Source organism: Pseudomonas brassicacearum, from assembly GCF_009601685.2.
In the GTDB taxonomy this organism is placed as follows: Bacteria; Pseudomonadota; Gammaproteobacteria; order Pseudomonadales; family Pseudomonadaceae; genus Aquipseudomonas; species Aquipseudomonas kilonensis_B.
Genome location: NZ_CP045701.2, coordinates 4,260,892 through 4,282,970 on the forward strand (window position 1 = coordinate 4,260,892; position 22,079 = coordinate 4,282,970).

Here is a 22,079-nt window from a genome sequence, read left to right on the forward strand (position 1 = left end):
GTTTAGCCTGCGTGTTTTTCTTTACCGTCGTGGGGAAGCTCTCCCACCGGGCAATGAGCCACGCCGACGGTGCTACGGGTAAGTTTTTCGACGTTTTCCTGGGCTTTCTGCGCATCCAGTACCCAGGTGCGGTAAAAGTCGAACGGGCAGTCAGCCACTCCCTTGTCGCCGTCCCCGGAGTTATAGACTCCGGTGTAACCGCGATGCAGCAGCTTGAACAAATGATTCTGTGATTGGTCGTTCGCTCGCGCATCGCGGATTTGCGAAACGGATAATTGTGCGTACTGAATGCCCATTTCCTCTTCACCGCATTCGCCCAGGGTGCGACCGTCGAAGCCAATAATCGCCGAGTGGCCAAAGTAGGAATAAACCCCATCGAAGCCGGCCGCATTGGCCACTGCCACATAGCAATTATTGGCCCAGGCCATGCTTTTGGACATCATCACCTGCTGCTCTTTGGCCGGGTACATATAGCCCTGGCAACGGACGATCAACTCCGCGCCTTTCATTGCACAGTCGCGCCAGATCTCCGGGTAGTTGCCGTCATCACAAATGATCAAGCTGATTTGCAGGCCCTTGGGACCCTCGCAGACATAGGTCCGATCACCCGGATACCAACCTTCTATGGGGCACCAGGGAATGCACTTGCGGTACTTCTGGACGATTTCGCCCTGGTTATTGATCAACACCAACGTGTTGTACGGGGCTTTGTGGGGATGTTCCTCGTGCCGCTCACCGGTCAGTGAAAACACCCCCCACGTGTCTGCCGCACGGCACGCGGCGGAAAAGATCGCAGTCTCTTCGCCTGGAATACTGGCGGCAGTCGCCATCATCTCATCGTGGTCGTACATGATGCCCATGGTGCTGTATTCAGGAAACACGACCAGGTCCATGCCGGGGAGACCGCTTTTCATACCGGTGATGATGTCGGCAATCTTGCGGGCGTTTTCAATGACCTCGGCTTTTGTATGCAGCCGCGGCATTTTGTAATTGACGACGGCGACACCCACGGTGTCCGGGCTGCTGGAAATATCACCATGACGCATGAAATTCACCTCTGTTAATGGCTGATCATCCAAGGTCTGGAGCCGGTTTTACTCTTGAGCCCCTGTGGATTTTCTTTGGTCGGGGCCAGCGGTTTGTTCGGTGCGCAACAACTGCACCCACTGGGATGGCGACGGTTCTGCTGGTACTCGCCAAGCGTCTGCGGCGCGTGGGCACTTCGCTCGTTGGTCGCCATGGCCTGGCGTTGGCTGCTCGACAACGTCGCCAGTGCCGGCGCAGATAACAGCAACCGCCCTCCCGGGCCCGCGCAAGACGGGCACTGGCACGACTCGTGCCGTTGGGCCATAGGCCGCAACATTGTGAAAGAGCCGCAGGTTTGGCATTCGTACTCATAGGTCGGCATGACGCTCTCCTGGCATTGATCGGGCTCGGGCGTGTCTCACAGGTCCGGGGCGATCGGCAGATCGATACTGCCGTCGAGGTGTTTGATGGGACCGTTGGCGTTGGGGTTGATGTCGAACTCGAAGATTTCGGTGGGTAACCAGAGGGTCGCGCAGGCGTTGGGGATGTCGACCACGCCACTGATATGCCCTTGCACCGGCGCAGAGCCCAACAGTGCATAGCCTTGGGCGGGCGAATAACCAAACTTGGTCAGGTAGTTGATCGCATTCAGGCAGGCCTGGCGATACGCGACATTCACGTCCAGGTAGTGCTGTTTGCCGGCTTCATCCACCGAGATACCTTCAAAGATCAGGTAGTTCTGGTAGGTCGGGATGATCGGGCTGGGTTTGAACACCGGGTTCTTGATCCCGTACTTGGCCATGCCGCCCTTGATCAGCTCGACTTTCATATGGACCCAGCCGGCCATCTCGATTGCGCCGCAAAAAGTGATCTCGCCGTCGCCCTGACTGAAGTGCAGGTCTCCCACCGACAACCCAGCGCCGTTGACGTAGACCGGAAAGAAAATCTTCGAGCCCCGGGACAGGTCCTTGATATCGCAGTTACCACCATGTTCACGCGGCGGCACGGTGCGTGCGCCGGTGGCCGCGGCATCATCCCGGGCCTGGCCTTTGAGCTTGCCCATGTGCGCGGTGGCGGCCAGCGGGGCGTTGGCCAGGGGCGGCACGCGGGTCGGCTGGGTGTCGATCAGCTCCTGCTCACGGCGGTTCCAGTCGGCGAGCATTACCGGGTCGGGCAGGCAACCGATCAATCCGGGGTGGATCAGGCCGGCAAAGTTGACCCCGGGAATGTGCCGCGAGCTGGTGAACATGCCTTTGAAATCCCAGATGGCTTTCTGTGCGCTGGGAAAGTGATCCGTGAGGAATCCGCCACCGTTCTGCCGCGAGAAGAAGCCGTTGAAGCCCCACATCGATTCGGCCTTGGCGCCGATGTCCAGCAGGTCGACCACCAGCAGATCCCCCGGCTCGGCGCCATGCACGCCCACTGGACCGGACAGGTAGTGCACGGTGGACAGGTCGACGTCACGCACATCCGAAGCGTCGTCGTTGTTCTTGATCGCGCCGGCGGTCCAGTCGTAAGTCTCAAGAATAAAGTCATCCCCTGGCTTGACCCAGCAAGCCATGGGAATGTCCGGATGCCAACGGTTATGGATCTGTTCGTTCTCGGTGGCGGGCTGGTTGAGGTCGACTTTGATCAAGGTATCGGTCATGGCGAAGCTCCTGAACATTAGGGATGTACCGCGTTGGAACCAGTCTCGAATGGCGGCACGAATAGGCCAATACGTTGGATGACGTACCCCTGTGAGCTGGCTTGCCAACTGCTACAAGGGGGGCCCCGGCCGTGCCTATACGGATAGGTAGCGACTGATGGTGGCTTCGTCGACCTTGTCCCGGGTCTCTTCAATCACGAAGCGGCCCTTCTCGATCACCAGGAAGCGGTCGGCGATTTCCAGGGTGAATGACAGCACCTGCTCGGAGACCACAATGGTCAGGTCGCGCAGGTTGCGGATCTCTTTCAACGTGCGGGCGATGTCCTTGATGATCGACGGCTGGATGCCCTCGGTGGGTTCATCGAGCAACAACACCTTGGGATTGGTCGCCAGTGCCCGGGCAATCGCCAGTTGCTGCTGCTGCCCGCCCGAAAGGTTGCCACCCTTGCGCGAGCGCATGTCGTAGAGCACCGGAAACAACGCATAGAGGTCTTCGGGCACCTGGCCCCGGGCCGATGCCGGCAGGCCGGTCTGAATGTTTTCCAACACCGTCATGCTGGGGAAAATCATCCGCCCCTGAGGCACATAGGCGATGCCGTGCTCCACCCGCTCGTGGGTCTCCAGGTTCGAGACGTCCTGGCCATCGACGCTGACCTGCCCCCGCCACTGCGGAAGGATGCCCATCAAGCTCTTGAACAGCGTGGTCTTGCCCATGCCGTTGCGTCCCATCACGGCGACGATTTCGCGTTTGGCCACGGCCAGGTCGAGGTCGTGGAGTATCTGACTCTGGCCGTAACCACAGGACAGCTTGTCTACGTTGAACATGCCTGCTTCCTCAATGGCCTAAATAGACTTCGATGACTTTCGGGTTGTTCTGCACCGACTCCATGCTGCCCTCGGCCAGGACTTTGCCCTGGTGCAGCACCGTGACCTTATGGGCGATGCTCTTGACGAATTCCATGTCGTGTTCGATCACCAGCACCGAGCGTCCCTGGCTGATACGCTTGAGCAGTTCTGCGGTCTGGACGCGTTCGTTGACGCTCATCCCTGCGACCGGTTCATCGAGCATCAACAGGTCAGGGTTCTGCATCAGCAGCATGCCGATCTCCAGCCACTGCTTCTGGCCGTGGGACAGCAGGTCGGCCTGCTGCTGCAGCAGTTCGCCGAGAAAGATCTCCCGCGCCACCTCTTCAACCCGGGCAATCACTGCGGCACCGCGTTTGAAGAACAACGCGCCAAACACCTTGCGCCCCGCCGGGTAGGACATCTCCAGGTTCTCGAACACCGTGAGGTTTTCGTAGATCGACGGGTTCTGGAATTTGCGCCCGACGCCGGCACGGACGATGTTGTACTCGCGCATCTTGGTCAGTTCCTTTCCATCGAACTGGATGCTGCCGCTGGTGGCGCGGGTCTTGCCGCAGATCAGGTCGAGCACCGTGGTCTTGCCTGCGCCGTTGGGCCCGATCACCACCCGCACTTCATTACGGTCGATGTACAGGTTGAGGTTGTCCACGGCCTTGAAGCCGTCGAAGGACACCGTCAGCCCCTCGATAACCAGCACCGGCTTGTTCATTTGAAAACCCACGGCGGTCATGGCTGCGTCTCCAGCGAAGGACGTTCAGGAGCCGGAGTCGGCGGCGCAGTGCGCGGTGTCTCCGGCAGGGGCGCGGCAACGGCAGCTTGCTGCGGGGTACGCCGCAATAAACGGCCAAGGGTCTGGCGGCCATGGCTGTCCCAGAGTCCGGCCAAGCCATTGGGGAAGTACATGACCACGGCAATGAACAGCCCGCCCATCAGGTACAGCCACAATTCGGGGAACGACTCGGAGAAATAGGTCTTGCCGTAGTTCACCAGCAAGGCCCCATACACCGCGCCGAGCAGTGACATGCGCCCGCCGACAGCGGCAAAGATCACCATCTCGATGGACGGCACGATGCCGACGAACGAAGGCGACATGAAGCCCACCTGCAAGGCGAACATGGCGCCGCCGATGGCCGAGAAAGCAGCGGCGATGCAGAACACGAAAATCTTGAAACTGGCCACGTCATAACCGGAGAAACGCACCCGCTCCTCTTTATCGCGCATCGCCATCAGCAGCCGCCCGAGCTTCGACGCGAGGACGAAACGGCCGATGAAAATGCAGCCGAACAACAAGGCCGCGTTGATGAAGTACAGCAGCAGCTTGGCGCTGTCACTGCGCAGGTCCCAGCCGAGCAGCGTCTTGAGATCCGTGATGCCGTTGACTCCGCCGGTCAGGCCCTGCTGGCCGACGATCAGCACCGTGAGAATCAGCGCGATGGCCTGGCTGACGATAGAGAAATAAACATCCCCCACCCGCCGTTTGAACAGCGCCATGCCAATGATGAAGGCCAGCACCACCGGCACCAGAATCACCGCCAACAGGGTGAAGCTGAAACTGTGGAACGGTACCCAGAGCCAGGGCAGTTCGGTGATCTGGTTCCAGTCCATGAAATCCGGAATGCCCGGCGTCGACTGGATTTTGGTGCTCTGCGGGTCGGAGGCTTCAAGCTTGAGAAACATCGCCATGCAGTAGCCGCCCACGCCGAAAAACACCCCTTGCCCGAGGCTGAGAATGCCGCCATAGCCCCAACACAACACCAGGCCGACAGCGACGAAGGCATAGGTCAGGTACTTGCCTACCATGTTCAGGCGAAAGGCATCCAGGGTCAGCGGGAAGACCACGAGAATCAGCAGCGCCAACAGGCCCACGCCCAACAGGTTCTGCTTGCCCGCCAGCATCTTGTCTAAAAGCTTCATTGGCTCGCCTCTACTTGCGCACTTTGATGGAGAACAACCCTTGAGGGCGCAACATCAGGATCAGAATCACCCCGGACAGGGTCAGCACCTTGGCCATCGAACCACTGAGGAAAAACTCCGAGATCGATTGGGTCTGGGCAATGACGAACGCCGACGCAATGGTGCCGAACAGGCTTTGTGCGCCGCCGAAGACCACCACCAGGAAGGTGTCGACGATGTACTGCGAGCCCGCGGTGGGACCGGTGGAGCCGATGGTGGTAAAGGCCGCGCCGGCCACCCCCGCGACACCACAACCGAGGGCAAAGGTCATGCGGTCGACCTTGCGCGTGTTGATGCCCACGGCACGGCTCATCAGTCGGTTTTGCACCGTGGCCCGTACTTGCAGGCCCCAGCGTGAACGGTAGAGCAAGAGAAAAATGGCCGCGGTGAGCAGCAGGGTCAGGGCCATCATGAACAGGCCGTTGCGCGGGATCTCGATGGCCTCGGTGAAGTTGAACGAGCCCATCAACCACTCTGGCGGCGTCGCGCTGACTTCACGGGCGCCGAACACCGAACGGAAGGTCTGCTGCATCACCAGCGACAGCCCCCAGGTCGCCAGCAATGTGTCCAGCGGACGCTTGTAGAGCCGACTGATCATCGCCCACTCCACCAGCCAGCCGATGGCCCCGGCCACCAGAAACGACAGGGCGATGGCGATGAAAAAATAATAGGGTTGAAACCATGGGGCGAAATGACTGGTCAGGCTCGAACAGACATAGGTGGTGTAGGCGCCGATCGTGAGGAACTCGCCGTGGGCCATGTTGATGACCCCCATCTGGCCGAAAATGATCGCCAGCCCCAATGCCATCAACAGCAGCACGCAGAACACGGACAAGCCGTTGAACCCCTGCATCGCCGCGATGGCACCAAATTCCGATAGCCATTCCATGATGATGGACTCCTGCTTGGAGGGAGGATGTGGAAAAACGTTGGAGCTCCATCGCCGGCAGCCAGCGCCTACAGAGTGTTGGAGTCGGCTTGCCGCGATAGGCCCAGACCTTACTGATAGCCTTTAGGGAACGGATTCGGTTCGATCAGATCAGACTCGTACACCACCTTGAACTGACCATCGGGCTGTACTTCACCGATGCGGGTCTTGCTCCACAGGTGATGGTTTTCATGCACTTTGACGTAGCCTTCAGGTGCGGTTTTCAACTCGATGCCCGGCGAGGCTGCAACCACTTTGTCGACATCGAAACTGCCGGCTTTTTCCACCGCAGCCTTCCACAACCATGGGCCCAGATACGCGGCCTGGGTCACGTCGCCGATCACCGAATCCTTGCCGTACTTGGCCTTGAAAGCGTCGACGAAGGCTTTGTTGTTGGGGTTGTCCAGGCTCTGGAAGTACTTCATCGAGGCATAGAAACCGGCCATGTTCTCGCCGCCGATGCCCAGCAATTCATCCTCGGTCACCGACAGGGTGAGCAAGGTCTGCTTGGCCGAATTGACGCCCGCCGCGTTGAGTTGTTTGTAGAAGGCCACGTTGGAGCCACCCACTACGGCGGCGAACACCACGTCAGGTTTCTTCAGCTTGACTTTGTTGATCAGCGAGCCGAACTGGGTGTTGCCCAGCGGGTAGTAGTCTTCGCCGACCACGGTGCCGTGCAGCACGTTTTCAATGTGTTTGCGCGCAATCTTCATCGAGGTGCGTGGCCAGATATAGTCCGACCCCACCAGGTAGAAGGTCTTGGCGCCTTTGGTCTTGGCGATCCAGTCGAGGCTGGCGAGGATTTGCTGGGTGGCTTCCTGGCCCGTGTAGATCACGTTCTTCGACTGCTCCAGCCCCTCGTAGAAAGTCGGGTAGTAGAGCAGGCCGTTTTCTTTCTCGAAAATCGGCAGCACAGCCTTGCGCGAGGCCGAGGTCCAGCAACCGAATACCGTGGCCACCTTGTCGTTGACCAGGAGCTTCTTGGCCTTCTCGGCGAAGGTCGGCCAGTCGGAGGCGCCGTCTTCCTGGATCACCTTGATCTGCCGACCGAGGATGCCGCCTGAAGCGTTGATCTGCTCGATGGCCAGGCGTTCGGCCTGGATCGAGCCGGTCTCGGAAATCGCCATGGTGCCGGTGGCCGAGTGCAACTGGCCGACCGTGACTTCAGTGGCGGTCACCGCCAGGCCGGTGCTATTGGCCTCGTCCGCCCATACACCCTGGCTGAACACACTGGCAGCCAGTAACGACAGGGCCGCCGCCCCCAGCGCCAGGCGGCGCGGCAACAGGCCTTTAGTCCGGATCAATCGTGGTTCCATGCTGCTACTCCTCTGCGGTGACGCTGACAGCTCGCCTTGGGGCGGCCGGCAACGGTGGTGGCATCAGCATGGCGGCGCGGATCGGTGACGGGTATACGCAGCCTGACGTAAGCGCATACGTCATTTGACGTAGGGAAAAATGCACCAAGGCGGCGCAGGCTGTCGCTCCAGGCCCCGCCTGAACGGCACTGCGCGCACGCGCGCGCAGGCAACAGCTGGCGCGGCAAGACGGCGCGGTGCAGGGCATGAAAATTGCTCGGCTATCCGCCACGGGCACACTCGCCAGGCACGGAGCGCCTTGACCCCAGGAGTCTTTCACTGTGCTTCCACCTGGCACCCAGCGCATCGCCAAGATCCGTCGCGACTACAACAGTTGGGTCGCCGACGAAACCATGGAAGACTACGCCCTGCGCTACACACCAAAGTCCTTCCGCAGGTGGTCGGAGCTGCGCATCGCCAACACTGCCCTGGGCGCGGTGTCGTTCCTGGCCCTGGAGGCGATTGGCGGGGTACTGGCCCTGAGCTACGGCTTCACCAACACCTTCTGGGCGATTCTCGCCGTGAGCCTGATCATCTTCCTCACCGGCCTGCCCGTCAGCTACTACGCCGCCCGCTACGGCGTCGATATGGACCTGTTGACCCGCGGTGCCGGCTTCGGCTACATCGGCTCGACCATTACGTCGCTGATCTACGCCAGCTTCACCTTCCTGTTCTTCGCCCTGGAAGCAGCGATCATGGCCCTGGCCTTGGAGCTGTACTTCCATATCCCATTGGCCTTTGCCTATGTGATCTGCTCTGTGCTGGTGATCCCCCTGGTGGCCTATGGGGTGACCCTGATCAGCCGCCTGCAACTCTGGACCCAGCCGTTGTGGCTGGTGCTGCTGGTGCTGCCCTATCTGTTTGTGCTGCTGAAAAACCCCGAGGCCTTCAGCGACTGGACCAGTTTCCAGGGCCGAGATGCCAGCGGCGACTTCAATCTGCTGGCGTTTTGCGCAGCCTGTACCGTGGCCCTGTCCCTGGTGACGCAGATCGGCGAACAGGTCGACTACCTGCGCTTCCTACCGGAAAAAACCGCGGCCAACCGCAAGCGCTGGTGGGCCGCCCTGCTCTGCGCCGGCCCCGGCTGGATCCTGCCCGGCGCGCTGAAAATGTTCGCTGGCGCCTTCCTGGCGTTTCTCGCCCTGCAACACGAGATCCCCATCGAGCGCGCTGCGGAACCGACCCAGATGTACCTGGTGGCCTTCGGTTATGTGTTCGCCTCGCCGGAATGGGCCCTGGCGGCCATGGTGCTGTTCGTCTTCGTCTCGCAGATGAAGATCAACCTGACCAACGCCTACGCCGGTTCCCTGGCCTGGTCGAACTTTTTCGCCCGGGTCACCCACAGTCACCCCGGCCGCGTAGTGTGGCTGGTGTTCAATGTGGCGATTGCCCTGATGCTGATGGAGTTGGGGGTATTCGACGTCATCGACCAGGTGCTCGGTCTCTACGCCAACATCGCCATCGCCTGGATCGGCTCGGTGGTCGCCGACCTGGTGATCAACAAACCCTTGGGGTTGTCACCGAAACACATCGAGTTCAAGCGCGCTCACCTCTACGACATCAACCCGGTGGGCGTCGGCTCCATGCTGATTGCCTCGCTGCTGTCGGTCCTCGCCCACTTCGGTCTATTTGGTGCACTGGCCCAGGCCGCCCCGCCCTTCGTCGCCCTCGGCACCTCGCTGGTCATGACCCCGCTGCTGGCCTGGGCCACCCGCAGCCGCTATTACATTGCCCGCACCAGCGATCCGCTACTGCTGCAACCGGTGGCACCGAGCACGCAGATCACCTGCGGCCTGTGCAGCAACCCGTTCGAAACCGCCGACATGGCTTTCTGTCCGGCCTACAGCACGCCCATCTGCTCACTTTGCTGTTCGCTGGACGCGCGTTGCGGCGATCGCTGCAAACCCCACGGGCGTCTGTCGGCGCAGTTCGAAGCGCTGTTGCATTGGTTGCTGCCCAATGCCACGGTGCCGCGCCTGCACACCCGGCTGGTGCATTACCTGGGCCTGCTGCTCGCGCTGATCCTGATGCTCAGCGGCGCTCTGGCGCTGATCTATGGCCAGGCCTCCCAGGGACTGCCCCACTCGCCGCAAGCCCAGGCGACGCTGTACCAGGCATTTTTCCAGGCCTTCCTGACGCTCTCGGTACTGGCGGCCATCCTCGCCTGGTGGGTGGTTCTAACGCGGGAAAGCCGCCGCGTGGCCCAGGAAGAATCTGACCGCCAGACCCTGCTGCTGATGCAGGAAATCGAAGCCCACCGCTTGACCGACCAGGCCCTGCAAGATGCCAAGGAAGCTTCCGAGGCGGCCAACGCGGCCAAGAGTCGCTACGTCACCGGACTGTCCCACGAACTGCGTACGCCGTTGAACAGCATCCTCGGTTTTACCCAGATCCTGCAGCGCGACGCGGCCATGCCGGAGCAGCATCAGGATGCCCTGGCGACCATCCTGCGCAGCGGCTCGCACCTGCTGTCGCTGATCGACGGCCTACTCGATGTGGCCAAGATCGAGGCCGGCAAATTGCGCCTGGAAGCGACGGAAATCCCCTTCCCGGAACTGATCCACGATCTGGAGCTGATGTTCACCCCACAAGCCCGGGACAAAGGGTTGCGCTTTCGCCTGGAGCTGATCGGCAAGATGCCGGCGGTGGTGCGAGGCGACGAAAAGCGCGTCCGGCAGATCCTCATCAACCTGTTGGGCAATGCGGTCAACTTCACCGACAGCGGCGAGGTCTGCCTGCGGGTCAGCTACATGCGCGAGACGGCAACCTTCGACATCATCGACACGGGTATCGGCATCGACCCCGAGCACATCGAGCGAATCTTCCAGCCTTTCGAACGCGGTGATCTGACGCGCCAGGACAAGGGCGTTGGCCTGGGCCTGACCATCACCCGCATGCTCACCTCGTTGATGGGCGGCGAGTTGCAGGTCAAGAGTCAGCAGGACAAGGGCACCTGTTTCCAGGTGCGCCTGTTTCTGTCGCAAGTACGGGTGCCGCAGGCGGTGATCCATGTCGAACACGACATCATCGGCTACCAGGGGCCGCGGCGTCTGGTGCTGGTAGTGGACGACCATGTGGACCATCGCAAGGTCCTCAGCGGCATGCTCACGCCCCTGGGCTTTGAAGTGGTCCAGGCCAGCAACGGCCAGGAAGCGATTCGCCAGGTCGCCCTGCTGGGGCCGGACCTGATCCTCATGGACCTGTCGATGCCGACGATGGATGGCTGGGAAACCAGCCGGCTGATCCGCCGCAATGCGTTGTCCACGGCACCGATCATCGTGATTTCGGCCAATGCCTTTAACGACGAGCGCGAGCGCAGCCTGGCCAGTGCCTGCAACGACTACCTTGCCAAGCCAGTACACACCCCGGAACTGCTCGAACGGATCCAGCAGCAGCTCGACCTGCACTGGCTGCGCCGCGAAAAACCAGCCCCTGCGACATTCCCCGACCCGGGGATATTGCCCTCACAGCCTGAGCTCATCGCCCTCGGCGAACTCAGCGCCATCGGCTACGTACGCGGCCTGCATGAAAAACTCGACGCCATCCAGGCCGAGACGCCAGCCACCGCCCCTTTCATCAGTTCGCTACGCAAGCTGCTGAAAAACTTTCGCCTGGACGAAATCAACCGCGCCCTCAAGGAGGCAGAAGATGAATGCACTGACCACAGTCGCTGAACCCGGTGTCGTGCTGATTGTGGACGACACCCCGGACAACCTCGCCATGCTCTCCGACGCCCTCAACGATGCCGGCTACATGGTACTGGTGGCCCTCGACGGGCTCAGCGCCCTGAACCGCATCGAACGCCGGCGTCCGGACCTGATCCTGCTGGATGCGATGATGCCGGGCCTGGACGGCTTCGAGACCTGCCGGCGGATCAAGGAGCAGCCGGCCAACGCCGATATTCCGGTGCTGTTCATGACCGCGCTGACGGAAAGCAGGCATGTGGTCCAGGGCTTTGAAGTGGGTGGCAGCGACTACGTGACCAAGCCGATCCAGACCGACGAAGTGCTGGCCCGGGTCGCCGCGCACCTGCGCACCTCGCGCATCCTGCTGTCGGCCCGAGCGTCGTCACAGCCAACCGCGCCGAGCCTGGACGACGAGCCGGCGCACAGGGTGCTGTCGGCACGCTTTCAGCTCACCGGTCGGGAAGTCGAGGTTCTGCGCTGGGTGGCCTGCGGCAAGACCAACCGCGACATCGGCACCATCCTTGATCTGAGCCCACGCACCGTGAACAAACATCTGGAACATGTGTATGTGAAGTTAGGTGTAGAAACGCGCACAGCAGCGACCTCCGTGGCCTTGTCGGCGATGACCGATTCTCGCAACAGTGCTTCAAGGTAAGCCGCGATAACCAGATGTATTGTTGGATATTACCGGCTGCATCCGGTAATGGTCACAGTAGCGCCGCAAGGCTTTGGCATCGTAGCCCTTGTCAGCCAAAAGCCAGCGACAGCGTTTGCGAGGACGATCGCGCAATTGGGGGATATAAGGTTGCACGACTTGAAACACACGTCACGCAAAAGTCACGCACATGAAAAAGGCCAATGCTGTGAACATTGGCCTAAGTCATTGAATAATATGGTCGGGACGGAGTGATTCGAACACTCGCCCCCTAGCACCCCATCTCCTTTTTCATACTTCTTGAAAGCTTCCAAAATTTTACTCTGGATTTTTCCAAGCGAGTATTTACTTGAGCTCCAGCGGTGTTCTGCTCTACGAGAGTCCAGGAACGTCCATCAAGAGCTGACGTTTTTGTGGGGGGAAAAGTAGGGGGAACCCGTTTTATGGCCAAAATCACCATCAAAGAACTCGAGTCGCTGACCGCCAATGATGCCAGCAAGATCCTCCGGGAGGATGGCAATCTCGCCGGTCGAATCTAAGTCCGTAAGGACGGCGTGTCGGTCAGCTTTTTCTATCGCTATCGGTGGGGCGAGCAGAACAAAGAGTACGCCTGCGGAACCTGGCCGCGCAATTCCCTGACGGACATCCGTAAGGCGCATAACCAGGCCAGGGTGCTCATTGAAAGCAGATCAGTCCCAACGAGCACAAGAAAACTGCCAAGGCACAGGCATACGCCGCGGCTAACGTAGAGGCCGAACAAGTAAAAACGACGAAGGTGCAAACACTGACCGTCCAGGATCTGGCCAAGGCCTGGCTGTTGGATGGCGTCGCGCGCAAAGACGGCAATGCCGAGTTGCAGCGCCGTTTTAACAAGGACATATTCCCGGCACTTGGCAGGACCGCGGTGAACAATGTTTCCGAACACGATGTTCGGGCGCTGATCCGTACCGTGGTCAACCGCGGCCTTACCGGCAAGCGATCAGCTTCTTCGCCGACCTCACCCAGATGTTCAACTGGGCCAGAAAACGTCAGCCCTGGCGGGCCTTATTGATTGAGGGTGATCCGACGGAACTGGTCGACATCTCCCCCTTGATCCCAGCCGACTACGAGGCAGAAAGAAGCCGGATCCTTTCACCCGCTGAGTTGCTGGAACTGCATAACCGTTTCCAACAAATGACCGCCGATTACAACGCCCTCCCCTCCGGTCAAAAGTACGAGGGCATTCGGCCGTTAAAGAAAGAAACCCAACTCGCACTCTGGATCAGCCTGGGAACCTTGTGCCGGATTGGCGAGTTGCTGCAGGCCGAATGGAAAAATGTCGATCTGGAGCGGCAAACGTGGTTTCTCCCCAGTGAAAACGTCAAAGGCTCCCGGGGCAAGAAACAGGACCACCATGTCTTCCTCTCCCCCTTCGCCTTGCATTTCTTTCAGGAACTCAAGACCCTGACGGGAGACTCCCAGTGGTGCTTTCCGAACAAGCAGGATGATGGGCATGTGGACGTAAAGGTGGTGAGTAAACAGGTCGGCGATCGCCAGGCCCGGTTCAAAAACCGCAAGGCCCTCTCAAGACGGCGTCACGACGACACCCTGGTCCTTGCCGACGGCCAGAACGGTGACTGGACGCCGCATGACCTGCGCCGCACCGGTGCGACCATGATGCAGGCTTTGGGGGTCAGCCTGGACGTCATCGACCGCTGCCAAAACCATGTGCTGGCAGGCTCGCGGGTGAGGCGCCATTACCTGCATCACGACTATGCCGAAGAGAAGAAACGCGCGTGGAACCTATTGGGCGATCGTCTCAGTGCCGTGCTGTCCTCAACTTACGAGCACACGCCAAACGAGTCGATGTTGTCTTTTCCAGCGCACGCGGCGACAGAGACGCGCACACCCTCATAGGGCTGTTGCACCTAGAGCTCTCCGGAATTTAACATCCGCGACAACCCGTGTTGTGACCTTAAATTCGCGATGAGCAAAGGTGACAGACTGCATGTACACATTCGTGAGGCTTCACCGTTGCGGAACTGCTCGAAAAAGTATGGCAAACGCTCATGGTCAAATTGGCCCACGACATTGGTGTTTCCGACGTCGCCGTCGCCAAAGCTTGCCGCAAAGCCGGCATCCCTCTCCCTAGCCGTGGCCACTGGGCAAAATCGGAAAAGCAGCGACCACGCAAACCCAAGCCTCCTCAGGTCGAAGGCAGGGTCCGAGTCAAACCGTCGAGCATCATGACACTATCATAAACATTCTAAAGCCAGCTCATCGGAACCAGTTTTTTCCGTTTCGCCATTCTTCTACAAACACAGCACCCGCCAATAAAGTAACTGCCATTCCTACCGCACCACTTGAAGTGATCAATATCGCTTTGCATTTAAAGACAGCACTTTACTAAAGTAAATCCAAGGAATAAAAGGGAATTCCTTCAGTTAGGACTCCACTGCTGTTATAGGCTAAGCGGAAAAAGCCGCCGTCTTCCCCCCAATCGATACCCATGCTGTTCTTACCGATCCAGCACTGCTCGTCATCGTTGTAGCCAATCAGGCAAACGGCATGACTGGATATTACTGGGAGATTTGTGGGACGGTAGATTCCGCTCCTATACCACTTCTCAAAGTCCTCTCGAAGATCCATGTTGCCCATCACCGGGCCGTGCAAAGCAATCTCACGCTTGACCTCCTCGGCTGTCTCAAAGGAGTAAAGAGCCGCTACACGCATTTTTGGAGGCACGGCAAGTGCATGGCAACTGTCGGGATCGCGCAATGAATTGGTACCGGCAGCGGCGAATGGCAATCCCAACTCAAGTGTCTTCTCTGCGAGAAAATCGAAATCTGGTCCGTTGTTGATGGGGCGGTCCATTGAGCAAAAGTGATGGTAGAGCGGAGAGAGTGGTTTGGGTTGCAATCCGGCTATACGAGCCCGTGCATCTGCAGCAGCGCATGTTGCGAAGGATACACATGCACCAACGTCTTTCTGATGACCAGGCGGAGTGATGCACCCAATGGTATCCCTCCAGTCCTTCCTACTAGGGACGGCTGCCCCAGGCTCGGGAGGTCTTTGTTTGAAGGGACCAGAAGAAAACCATGCGACAGTGCCTTGTCCTATCTCCCGGAGCGGAATCAGAGGCTCAAACTCGTCGGTTCGTGCTACCCATCCGAGCTCCACTGCTTTTTGTTGAATCCATACTGGATCGAGCGACATGTCTTAAACCTCAGTGAGCAACTGATTGCACGGCTGCATCGAGCGCGTTCCGCGCCTCGATGTTGGCAAGGTTCGCCTGCAGCAACGCGGTGTCAGCCGTGAATGCCTCTGTAGCTGCCGCCTGCTGGGCGTTGGCCGGAGGTTGCAAATTCTTCCTCGCGGCTGCGAGCTCAGCCTGAGCCTTCAACAGTTCAGTCTCATTATTGATACGATCAAGCCTTGAGGGAACTACCTTGCTTCGCGCCAAGAGAAAGCTATCGGTGATCGAGCCCAGGCTTGTCGCAGCAGTCTCGGCGCTGGCAGCTGTCTCCTTGACACCAATCTTTGTGGGCTGTCCTGAATTGGTGAATTCCGCGACAAGGGTCTTACTACTGAAAACACCGCTGCGCAGTGGCAGCGTAAACACGTGGCCAAGCTGGCTGATGGGGCCTTCCTTTACCGCAATGACCTCATCACTCCCTGGCTTACACGTTGCTGTTGAGCAGATCAGAAGTATCCCAGAGGCCGGTACTCTGTATTTGAGACCTGGAATTGCATCCTCAACACAGCCCTCATTGCATGGATCAGTGGAGCTAATAGGGCTGGTTCCCAAAATTCTGGCGAAGACTCGGGTGTCATTTATGGTTGTATTAACGTTTGCAGGACTGCCCCACTTCTCACGGATAGTCTTCGCCGCGATATCTGGGACAAGTGACGTCGCCACAGGTTTTGGATCTTTTGCTCCTGCTGGCGGAGTAACGAACTCAGGCTCGAATGTGGCCCCATCTGGCGGCCAGGTGAATTGGGTTACGTTACTCACTTCGGCAAGAAATCCTTCAAGTTTTTTCTGCTCGACTGCCTGATCGGCTTTGGCTACCTGTACTGCTTTGATCTGATTTGCGAATAGCTTCAACTCGCTCTTACCCCAGGCCTTACCGATTGCCGAGGCGACCTCTGTCATCCCTTTCAAATCGCTGGTTAACCGGTCCAGATGCTCCGTTTTAGCTTTAATTGCAGCTTCTGATACTTTGATACCCGCGAGCGCTTTTTCCGTGTCTGGTAAGCAACCTGTGGCAGCAGGTCCAGCACCTGCCGCCAATGCCGTGACCAACTTAGCTGCCGAAGTCGCAGCACTCACAAGGATCTGCCCTGTTCTGTCTTCGGCGTTAGAGTTAATCGACTTCAGTGCTCCGTTGTCGTGGTAGGTGACTTCAACGTCGGTAATTTTCCATGCTGCCTGAAGCGATTCTAGGTCGATGACATAGTGACGAGTCGGATCACTGGTTTCTTTTGGCACGATCGTCGCGTCCATGGCGATAAGCAGCGCTGCCCGTTTTTCAGGAGTCTGGCATCCAGCCACGCGCCGTGTGACGGTGACGTCATACTGCGTAAAGGTCAGATTATAAGGTGCGCCTGCTGGAGGTATATCTACGCCGGGTCTGACTCTCACGGCATCAAAGTTCGTAGAGCAGCCTGTGAGAGCGGCCGCGAGTGTTACTAAGCCGGTGACGGCGCGGGCCTTAAAGGCGATTTTCTCCATCTTACTGATGCTCCCTGATGACCTGCAGACGCTGGCGCCATTGCCAGTGCCGCATGGACGTAACGCGTAAATGGGAATTAAGAAGACAAATGGCCATCATCAGATAAGAACAACTTTTACTGCTTGTCCAATATTCGCACTGGAATGTCGCCAGCGTTTTTTTTCGCACGCTAAAACTTCCACAAAAACACGTCAGTCACTTCACGAAAACTCACGCTTCACCACGCTCAACTGTGCGCCGAATCGCGTGACTGGAAAATTCAGGAATGCTCGGCGACATCATTGGAAGACCGCAAGATCCACAGTCTATCCATGAACCGTTTAACTTGCGGATCGCAAGCTGGTCGCGCGAACTGGGGCCGTTCGAGCCGACCGTCAACGCAGCCCCGGGTCAGGCGCCGCTGAGGTTTGGAAGCCGGCTAAGCGGAACGCCGTACTTTGTGTAGAACTGCAACAGACGGTTCCGGACAGCATCGCCCTCGCGTAGGCCCAAAAATCGAGCTGCGTTCTGACTAAACAACCGACCCATTTGGGTTGCGTCTAGCCTGACGTAGTTCCGGAAGAATGCCTCAACTCGTTTTGTATACCCCTCATAAGCAGGGTCTGCCCCAAGCATCAGCCAGTCGGAACCAAAAAGGAGATGTTCACAAGCAGGATCGAACTCTTTGATCCATCGATTGATCATGTTGCCGTACTTGGAAAGTTGCTCCGCTGATTGTCCGACAATCTCCGTCAAAAAACTGATGTCCGCGAATACGGGGGCGCCGACATGCCCCTTGAGGTAGCGGCCTAGTTCCCACTCCCAGCTACCTTCTGGCATTGGAACTCCTTTCGCCGATGCCGATTCGGCATTGAAGCTTCCAAAGTGCGCCAGATTGACGTGTAGTGTCGGCCAACGTTTGAATACTTCGATCCAGTACGCGGGATCAGCTCGTTTTCCATAGTCCTTGTTTGAGCCATTGCTGTTGTTTGCGTGCGCGATCACACATGCATTCTGGTTCGTGCAGAATTCGAAGAGACGCTCCATAGCAGAATCAATCTTCTTACCCACCACCAGCGAACCCCTTACTGGTTTCGGTGAGCAACTACTGTAGATCCCATCATCCTCTGCTGAACTAGCGATTTCGTGAATAATGGGCAGATCGGGATATGTCTGACATTGGTCGTTGTTGCCAATCGCCCGAAAGCCCATAGGTGGATAAAGCTTTACGCCTAGAAACCCCTCGTCGCGGATGGCGCGCTGAACAAGCTGGAGCGGGTCAAACTGCGGCGCTTTGCCCAGATCGTGAGCCACCTGACGCAAAGGATCAAAGGCGACGTAGCCATGTACGACGGGACCACTTGTGCGTCGGGCCAGCCGCCCCATAATCGTGACCTGATCCGGCAGCGATGTACCGTCCACGTACTGTCCAAGCCAGTAGTCGTAGTCGATCAAAGCCGGACACAGGAGTAGGGGGAGGAATGCTTCGCGTCGATAGTCATTCGCCAACTGCTCCGACAGGACATAGCGATAGCGGGTAAACAACGCAAACCAGCGCAGGAGAATTCCTAAATCAAAACGGGATCGATAAGCTTTTTCGGCTACGGCATGGGCCTCTACTGGAGAAAGCTCGCCGTCGCTGACGCTGAGTTCTGTCTCTTCCGCTGCAGCAAATAGTGCAGAACGTGCTTTTCGGATGCTAGACGCGGGCATGTCGCCAGAGACAGCGACAGTTCCGTCGGCCACCATCTGTGTCAACGCATCAATAACAGCGGCCTCGTTAGCCGCATGATCGGCATTCCGAGCCTCGGCTGGCGCAACCTTATCTAGCACGTTCATTTCCTGCACTGCGGTAGGAGCACGTGTGCTTCCTACAATCCAAAGTAAAATAGCAATAACCCCATCAAGCACGTCCGGGTCTTCAATATCCAGCACCCGAACAGCCTCTTTGGGATAGGCCTCCGCCACAACAATTTTGAGAAAACGCACAGAGGGTAAATCGCTTCCGTTGAACAAATGGCAGTGAACGTCTATCAGCGACGTGGAGGGCACAGGAAAGTTGACATTCGGACGATCACGCCACCAGTCGCATCCGGTCGGCAAGAGCACACATGAAGCCAATCCTGCACCACCAATGATGAGGTCTCGACGCTTCATTTTCCTTCCTCCTGGGTTTCATTCCTTAATCCGGGATGCGTGCACGCATAATGAGTTCAGCGATATCTGTAAGTGGTAACTCGATTTCTTCGGGAGGGGACACAACCTCAAGTTCCGCACCGTTGAGTCGATATTCTGATACGAAGCGCAGTTTCCCCGCCTTGGGATCGGCTGCGACGCAAGGCTCTTCCACCTTTCCCTCAGCACCTGTGTTTCGGCCCGCGAAAAGCCAAAAACCGCCGCCTCCGCGTTTCAGTGACCAAACGGCGTCCACACCACGAGTAACGCTTGGGGGATCTGCAGCACACCGGACGCCAGTCAGCCTAGTGGCACGTCCCAAGAGCGCTCTGGGCTGCTCACCGCGTATCGCGACGTAGTCGTCAAACATGTACAAGGCTTTCGGAATATTTAGAGTGACTCGATATGCAGTCTTGCCGTAGTCATCGGGGTGCATCAAGTCGCCGCTGATAACCAGACGCGTCTTGAGTATGGGGGGGGTGGCTTTAGGAGCGAGTGAACGAATCAAAGATGCGGCAAACGTGACGATCGGAGTCGCCTGGGACGTGCCGCTCAATGGAGTCTGTGTTGGAGAACTGTCCAACCAGGAATACAGCTGACAACCCGGCGCCGCGATGTCGACTGTCTTGGGACCAAAGTTGCTAAAAGGCGTCAAGCGACCATCGCCACCGATCGCCGCGACGGTCACCACATTTTCCTTCTGGAGTGCTCCCATCGCAGCCGGATAGGTGTCTCCGGAGACGCTATGGGATCGATTCCCTGCTGCCACTACAAAGAGCGTATTGGTGCCAAACTTGAACATACCGTCAAACGCAGTGGCAATGTCAGGAGAAACGTTGCCATCGTATGAGATGCTCATATTGACGATGCGGTTGTCTTCCGGAACGCCGAGATAGCCTCTAAGGGTTTCCACCGTGCCGCTGGCTAAGGCTCGATCGCCATCGGATACATTCAGGACAATTAGTCGCGCCCAGACATCCGTATAGCTGGAGTCTCGCCTCGCCTCGGCAAAGCCAGGTCCGCCTAGAGCTAATCCAGCAACGTGGGTGCCGTGGCCCTGTGCAGGCGACGCATACGAACTATTCGTGAGAATCGGCCAATACGGACGGCCGATGATGATCTTGCGTGCAATGGTGCTTGCACTATCGCCTTGAAAAAATCGTTTCGCGAAGGGACTTCCGATGAACGGGTCCGACTCGCCATTCCCCAAGGCGACACCGCGAAATCCATTATCGACAATGATTACACTGGATTGCCCCGGAAATATCTCTAATGCCCGTTGGCGCTTCCGGGAAAACGCAAGAGCCGCCTGAACTTGCACAGCGTCAAATGGAGGGCCGGACGGGATGCAATCAGCTTTTCCAGAGGCGATACCACCCTGAGCATCCTCCTCGATAGGAAGCACGATCTCGCCGACCAACTCCTCAACAGTGCGTGCTTTAGTTTTTGGATCAGCTTCGACCAAGGCTTTGAACTTTGCCCGAAACTCATCCACATCCGTCGTAGGTATGACCTGAACCGCGGCCGTTAAGTGACCACCTGCCAACATATCACCGGGCTGCAACTGCTTCAGTTTGGTAGCGGGTGCGCCGAAGAACTCTTCCAATTCCCGCCTTGTAGCGTGGCCTCCCGTCAGGCGCGTATAGACCTTGTCGGCAGAGTCATTCTTGCCAACAATTGTTGTTACACCTGCCGGTGAATATCTGACATATAAGCACGATGGCCAGTACAGGGTGCGCGCTTCTTCGCCGATAGGCATATCGGGCGCGATGTGTGTGCCATTTAAACGAAGAAACTCCTCGTAGTATTCAGACCTTACCGATCCGCATCGACGCGTGATGATCTCATTAGGAGTCTGGGTGATGTCGACATCGAAGTTTGCAGCATCCAATTGTGCTGGCTGCGTATTGGCGGCCACAAAGCGAACCACATCGCCACTGACATCTTGGTTCACCGCGCGAAGCAGCACCGAGGGCTGGCTCAAATCTTGGGCAATTGCGGAGCTGGGCGCTAACGCTGCAGCGATGGCAGCGATGTAACCCCACGTCCGAGGTTGTCGGCACTCAATCACGGCAGGGTGACCTCCCCGCGTTGCGATTCACACCACAGACCGCGCCGGCTCGCGTCTGATTTCTTGCAGCCCAATCGCTTGCCCAACTCCTGAATCCGGCGTTTCCGAGCGCTGCAATACGGGATATCAGGTCGAATCCCTGATCCGGACGCCGCTCCATGGCCACTGCCGAATTCACTCCAATCACTCGACGCCGGCCTGCTACGGACTCCGTGCTGGCACCAGAGAAGAGAGGTCCTCCTGAGTCGCCCGGACATACTGCAGGACCACGTCCGTTGTCCGATCGAATCATCAAGTAGCCAAGACTGCTCGGCACCGTGCCAGCTGCCGCGTCGATGCTGCCGTCTCCGATTCTCAAAAGATGATCCGATGGTTCCCAATCCAGTTGGCCGTCGATCACTCGTAGGTCTGAGCATCCGTATCCGGTCATGAGGACTGGGGCTCCGTGTGGCACTCTTGTCTCCGCGTCTAGTACCTCGAACTCCAGGTTGGCTATAGACATCGGCACGGGGCCACGATAATCAATGGAGCACAAGGCGTAGTCCTCACTGCCTCGCGGGCTGCGAAACTTTGGCTCCCGAGCAAGGTACGCTGGATGGATCTCGCAGGTCAGTTCCGCTTGCCGGCCATCCACCGAGAGCAGGGCCTTGCGCGAAGTCATACCCAGCGGATTATCGACGCAATGGGCAGCAGTAAGAACAACCTTCGGGCCGACCAAGGTGCCGGTGCAAGTAGGTGCACGGTCGCTCGAGGTATTTGGCCTAGGAATTTTTGCTAAGACGAGGGTCTTCCAGTCGCTTAGACTGACGGTGACTCCGTTCGAGAGCGTTACCTCACCTTGAGGTAATACATCAGTGGCCAGTTGGAATTCAACGACCTCATTCGGATTCGTAGTCTCTTGGCCTTCTGACTCCCCCGGCTGCGAAGCAGCATGGGGGATTTGCATAGAGATCAAGAGAAACATCCCGGTTAGCCAGTTTTTCATGGGGTCCTTCCTTGCCTGCTGATCTGTCTTACTCTGTAA

At 58.2% G+C, this 22,079-nt stretch carries 15 protein-coding genes and 2 pseudogenes; 3 read left to right on the top strand and 14 right to left on the bottom strand.

Going from position 1 to position 22,079, the window contains the following annotated elements:
• Positions 1 to 2: 2 nt before the first annotated feature.
• From GFU70_RS17950 to urtA, 8 genes are all read right to left on the bottom strand, one after another.
• Complete coding sequence (locus GFU70_RS17950; RefSeq protein WP_058542505.1) at positions 3 to 1,046, bottom strand: aliphatic amidase; 1,044 nt, start codon at positions 1,044 to 1,046, stop codon at positions 3 to 5.
• A 14-nt stretch (positions 1,047 to 1,060) separates the two neighbouring features.
• Positions 1,061 to 1,408, bottom strand: coding sequence for an FmdB family zinc ribbon protein (locus GFU70_RS17955; RefSeq protein ID WP_081264490.1), 348 nt, complete (start codon positions 1,406 to 1,408; stop codon positions 1,061 to 1,063).
• A 36-nt stretch (positions 1,409 to 1,444) separates the two neighbouring features.
• Positions 1,445 to 2,674, bottom strand: coding sequence for a formamidase (gene fmdA, locus GFU70_RS17960; RefSeq protein WP_058542506.1), 1,230 nt, complete (start codon positions 2,672 to 2,674; stop codon positions 1,445 to 1,447).
• Positions 2,675 to 2,809: 135 nt separating this feature from the next.
• A complete protein-coding gene (gene urtE, locus GFU70_RS17965; protein WP_153388534.1) occupies positions 2,810 to 3,499 on the bottom strand; it encodes an urea ABC transporter ATP-binding subunit UrtE in 690 nt (229 codons plus the stop codon).
• Positions 3,500 to 3,509: 10 nt separating this feature from the next.
• Positions 3,510 to 4,268, bottom strand: a complete 759-nt coding sequence (urtD, locus tag GFU70_RS17970) for an urea ABC transporter ATP-binding protein UrtD (RefSeq protein ID WP_153388535.1) — start codon at positions 4,266 to 4,268, stop codon at positions 3,510 to 3,512.
• Positions 4,265 to 5,452, bottom strand: coding sequence for an urea ABC transporter permease subunit UrtC (urtC, locus tag GFU70_RS17975; protein WP_153388536.1), 1,188 nt, complete (start codon positions 5,450 to 5,452; stop codon positions 4,265 to 4,267). The genes urtD and urtC overlap by 4 nt, the downstream gene beginning before the upstream one ends.
• Positions 5,453 to 5,462: 10 nt before the next feature.
• Positions 5,463 to 6,380, bottom strand: a complete 918-nt coding sequence (urtB, locus tag GFU70_RS17980) for an urea ABC transporter permease subunit UrtB (protein ID WP_058542509.1) — start codon at positions 6,378 to 6,380, stop codon at positions 5,463 to 5,465.
• A gap of 110 nt (positions 6,381 to 6,490) precedes the next feature.
• A complete protein-coding gene (urtA, locus tag GFU70_RS17985; protein WP_058542510.1) occupies positions 6,491 to 7,735 on the bottom strand; it encodes an urea ABC transporter substrate-binding protein in 1,245 nt (414 codons plus the stop codon).
• 320 nt (positions 7,736 to 8,055) lie between these two features.
• On the opposite strand from urtA, the gene GFU70_RS17990 reads away from it, so the two are divergent.
• Both GFU70_RS17990 and GFU70_RS17995 read left to right on the top strand, forming a co-directional pair.
• Positions 8,056 to 11,448 (top strand): ATP-binding protein, encoded by a 3,393-nt coding sequence (locus GFU70_RS17990; RefSeq protein ID WP_153388537.1) that lies wholly within the window; start codon positions 8,056 to 8,058, stop codon positions 11,446 to 11,448.
• A complete protein-coding gene (locus tag GFU70_RS17995; RefSeq protein WP_153388538.1) occupies positions 11,423 to 12,115 on the top strand; it encodes a response regulator in 693 nt (230 codons plus the stop codon). The genes GFU70_RS17990 and GFU70_RS17995 overlap by 26 nt, the downstream gene beginning before the upstream one ends.
• A gap of 27 nt (positions 12,116 to 12,142) precedes the next feature.
• Here the strand turns inward: GFU70_RS17995 and GFU70_RS18000 are convergent.
• Positions 12,143 to 12,262, bottom strand: a pseudogene (locus tag GFU70_RS18000) (IS5/IS1182 family transposase); the annotation flags it as partial.
• 296 nt (positions 12,263 to 12,558) lie between these two features.
• Between GFU70_RS18000 and GFU70_RS18005 the strand changes: the two are divergent.
• Positions 12,559 to 14,011: pseudogene (locus GFU70_RS18005) on the top strand (tyrosine-type recombinase/integrase).
• A 489-nt stretch (positions 14,012 to 14,500) separates the two neighbouring features.
• Here the strand turns inward: GFU70_RS18005 and GFU70_RS18010 are convergent.
• The 5 genes from GFU70_RS18010 to GFU70_RS29155 all read right to left on the bottom strand — a co-directional run bounded on the left by GFU70_RS18010 (position 14,501) and on the right by GFU70_RS29155 (position 22,040).
• A complete protein-coding gene (locus tag GFU70_RS18010; protein ID WP_153388539.1) occupies positions 14,501 to 15,310 on the bottom strand; it encodes a C1 family peptidase in 810 nt (269 codons plus the stop codon).
• Positions 15,311 to 15,320: 10 nt separating this feature from the next.
• A complete protein-coding gene (locus tag GFU70_RS18015; protein ID WP_153388540.1) occupies positions 15,321 to 16,829 on the bottom strand; it encodes a hypothetical protein in 1,509 nt (502 codons plus the stop codon).
• Between the two features lie 391 nt (positions 16,830 to 17,220).
• Complete coding sequence (locus tag GFU70_RS18020) at positions 17,221 to 18,966, bottom strand: amidohydrolase family protein (RefSeq protein WP_153388541.1); 1,746 nt, start codon at positions 18,964 to 18,966, stop codon at positions 17,221 to 17,223.
• A 25-nt stretch (positions 18,967 to 18,991) separates the two neighbouring features.
• Positions 18,992 to 21,055 (bottom strand): S8 family serine peptidase, encoded by a 2,064-nt coding sequence (locus tag GFU70_RS18025; RefSeq protein ID WP_153388542.1) that lies wholly within the window; start codon positions 21,053 to 21,055, stop codon positions 18,992 to 18,994.
• Positions 21,048 to 22,040: a trypsin-like serine protease gene (locus tag GFU70_RS29155; RefSeq protein ID WP_153388543.1), complete on the bottom strand. Its 993-nt coding sequence runs from the start codon at positions 22,038 to 22,040 to the stop codon at positions 21,048 to 21,050. Before GFU70_RS29155 ends, GFU70_RS18025 begins: the two co-directional genes overlap by 8 nt.
• Positions 22,041 to 22,079: the final 39 nt, after the last annotated feature.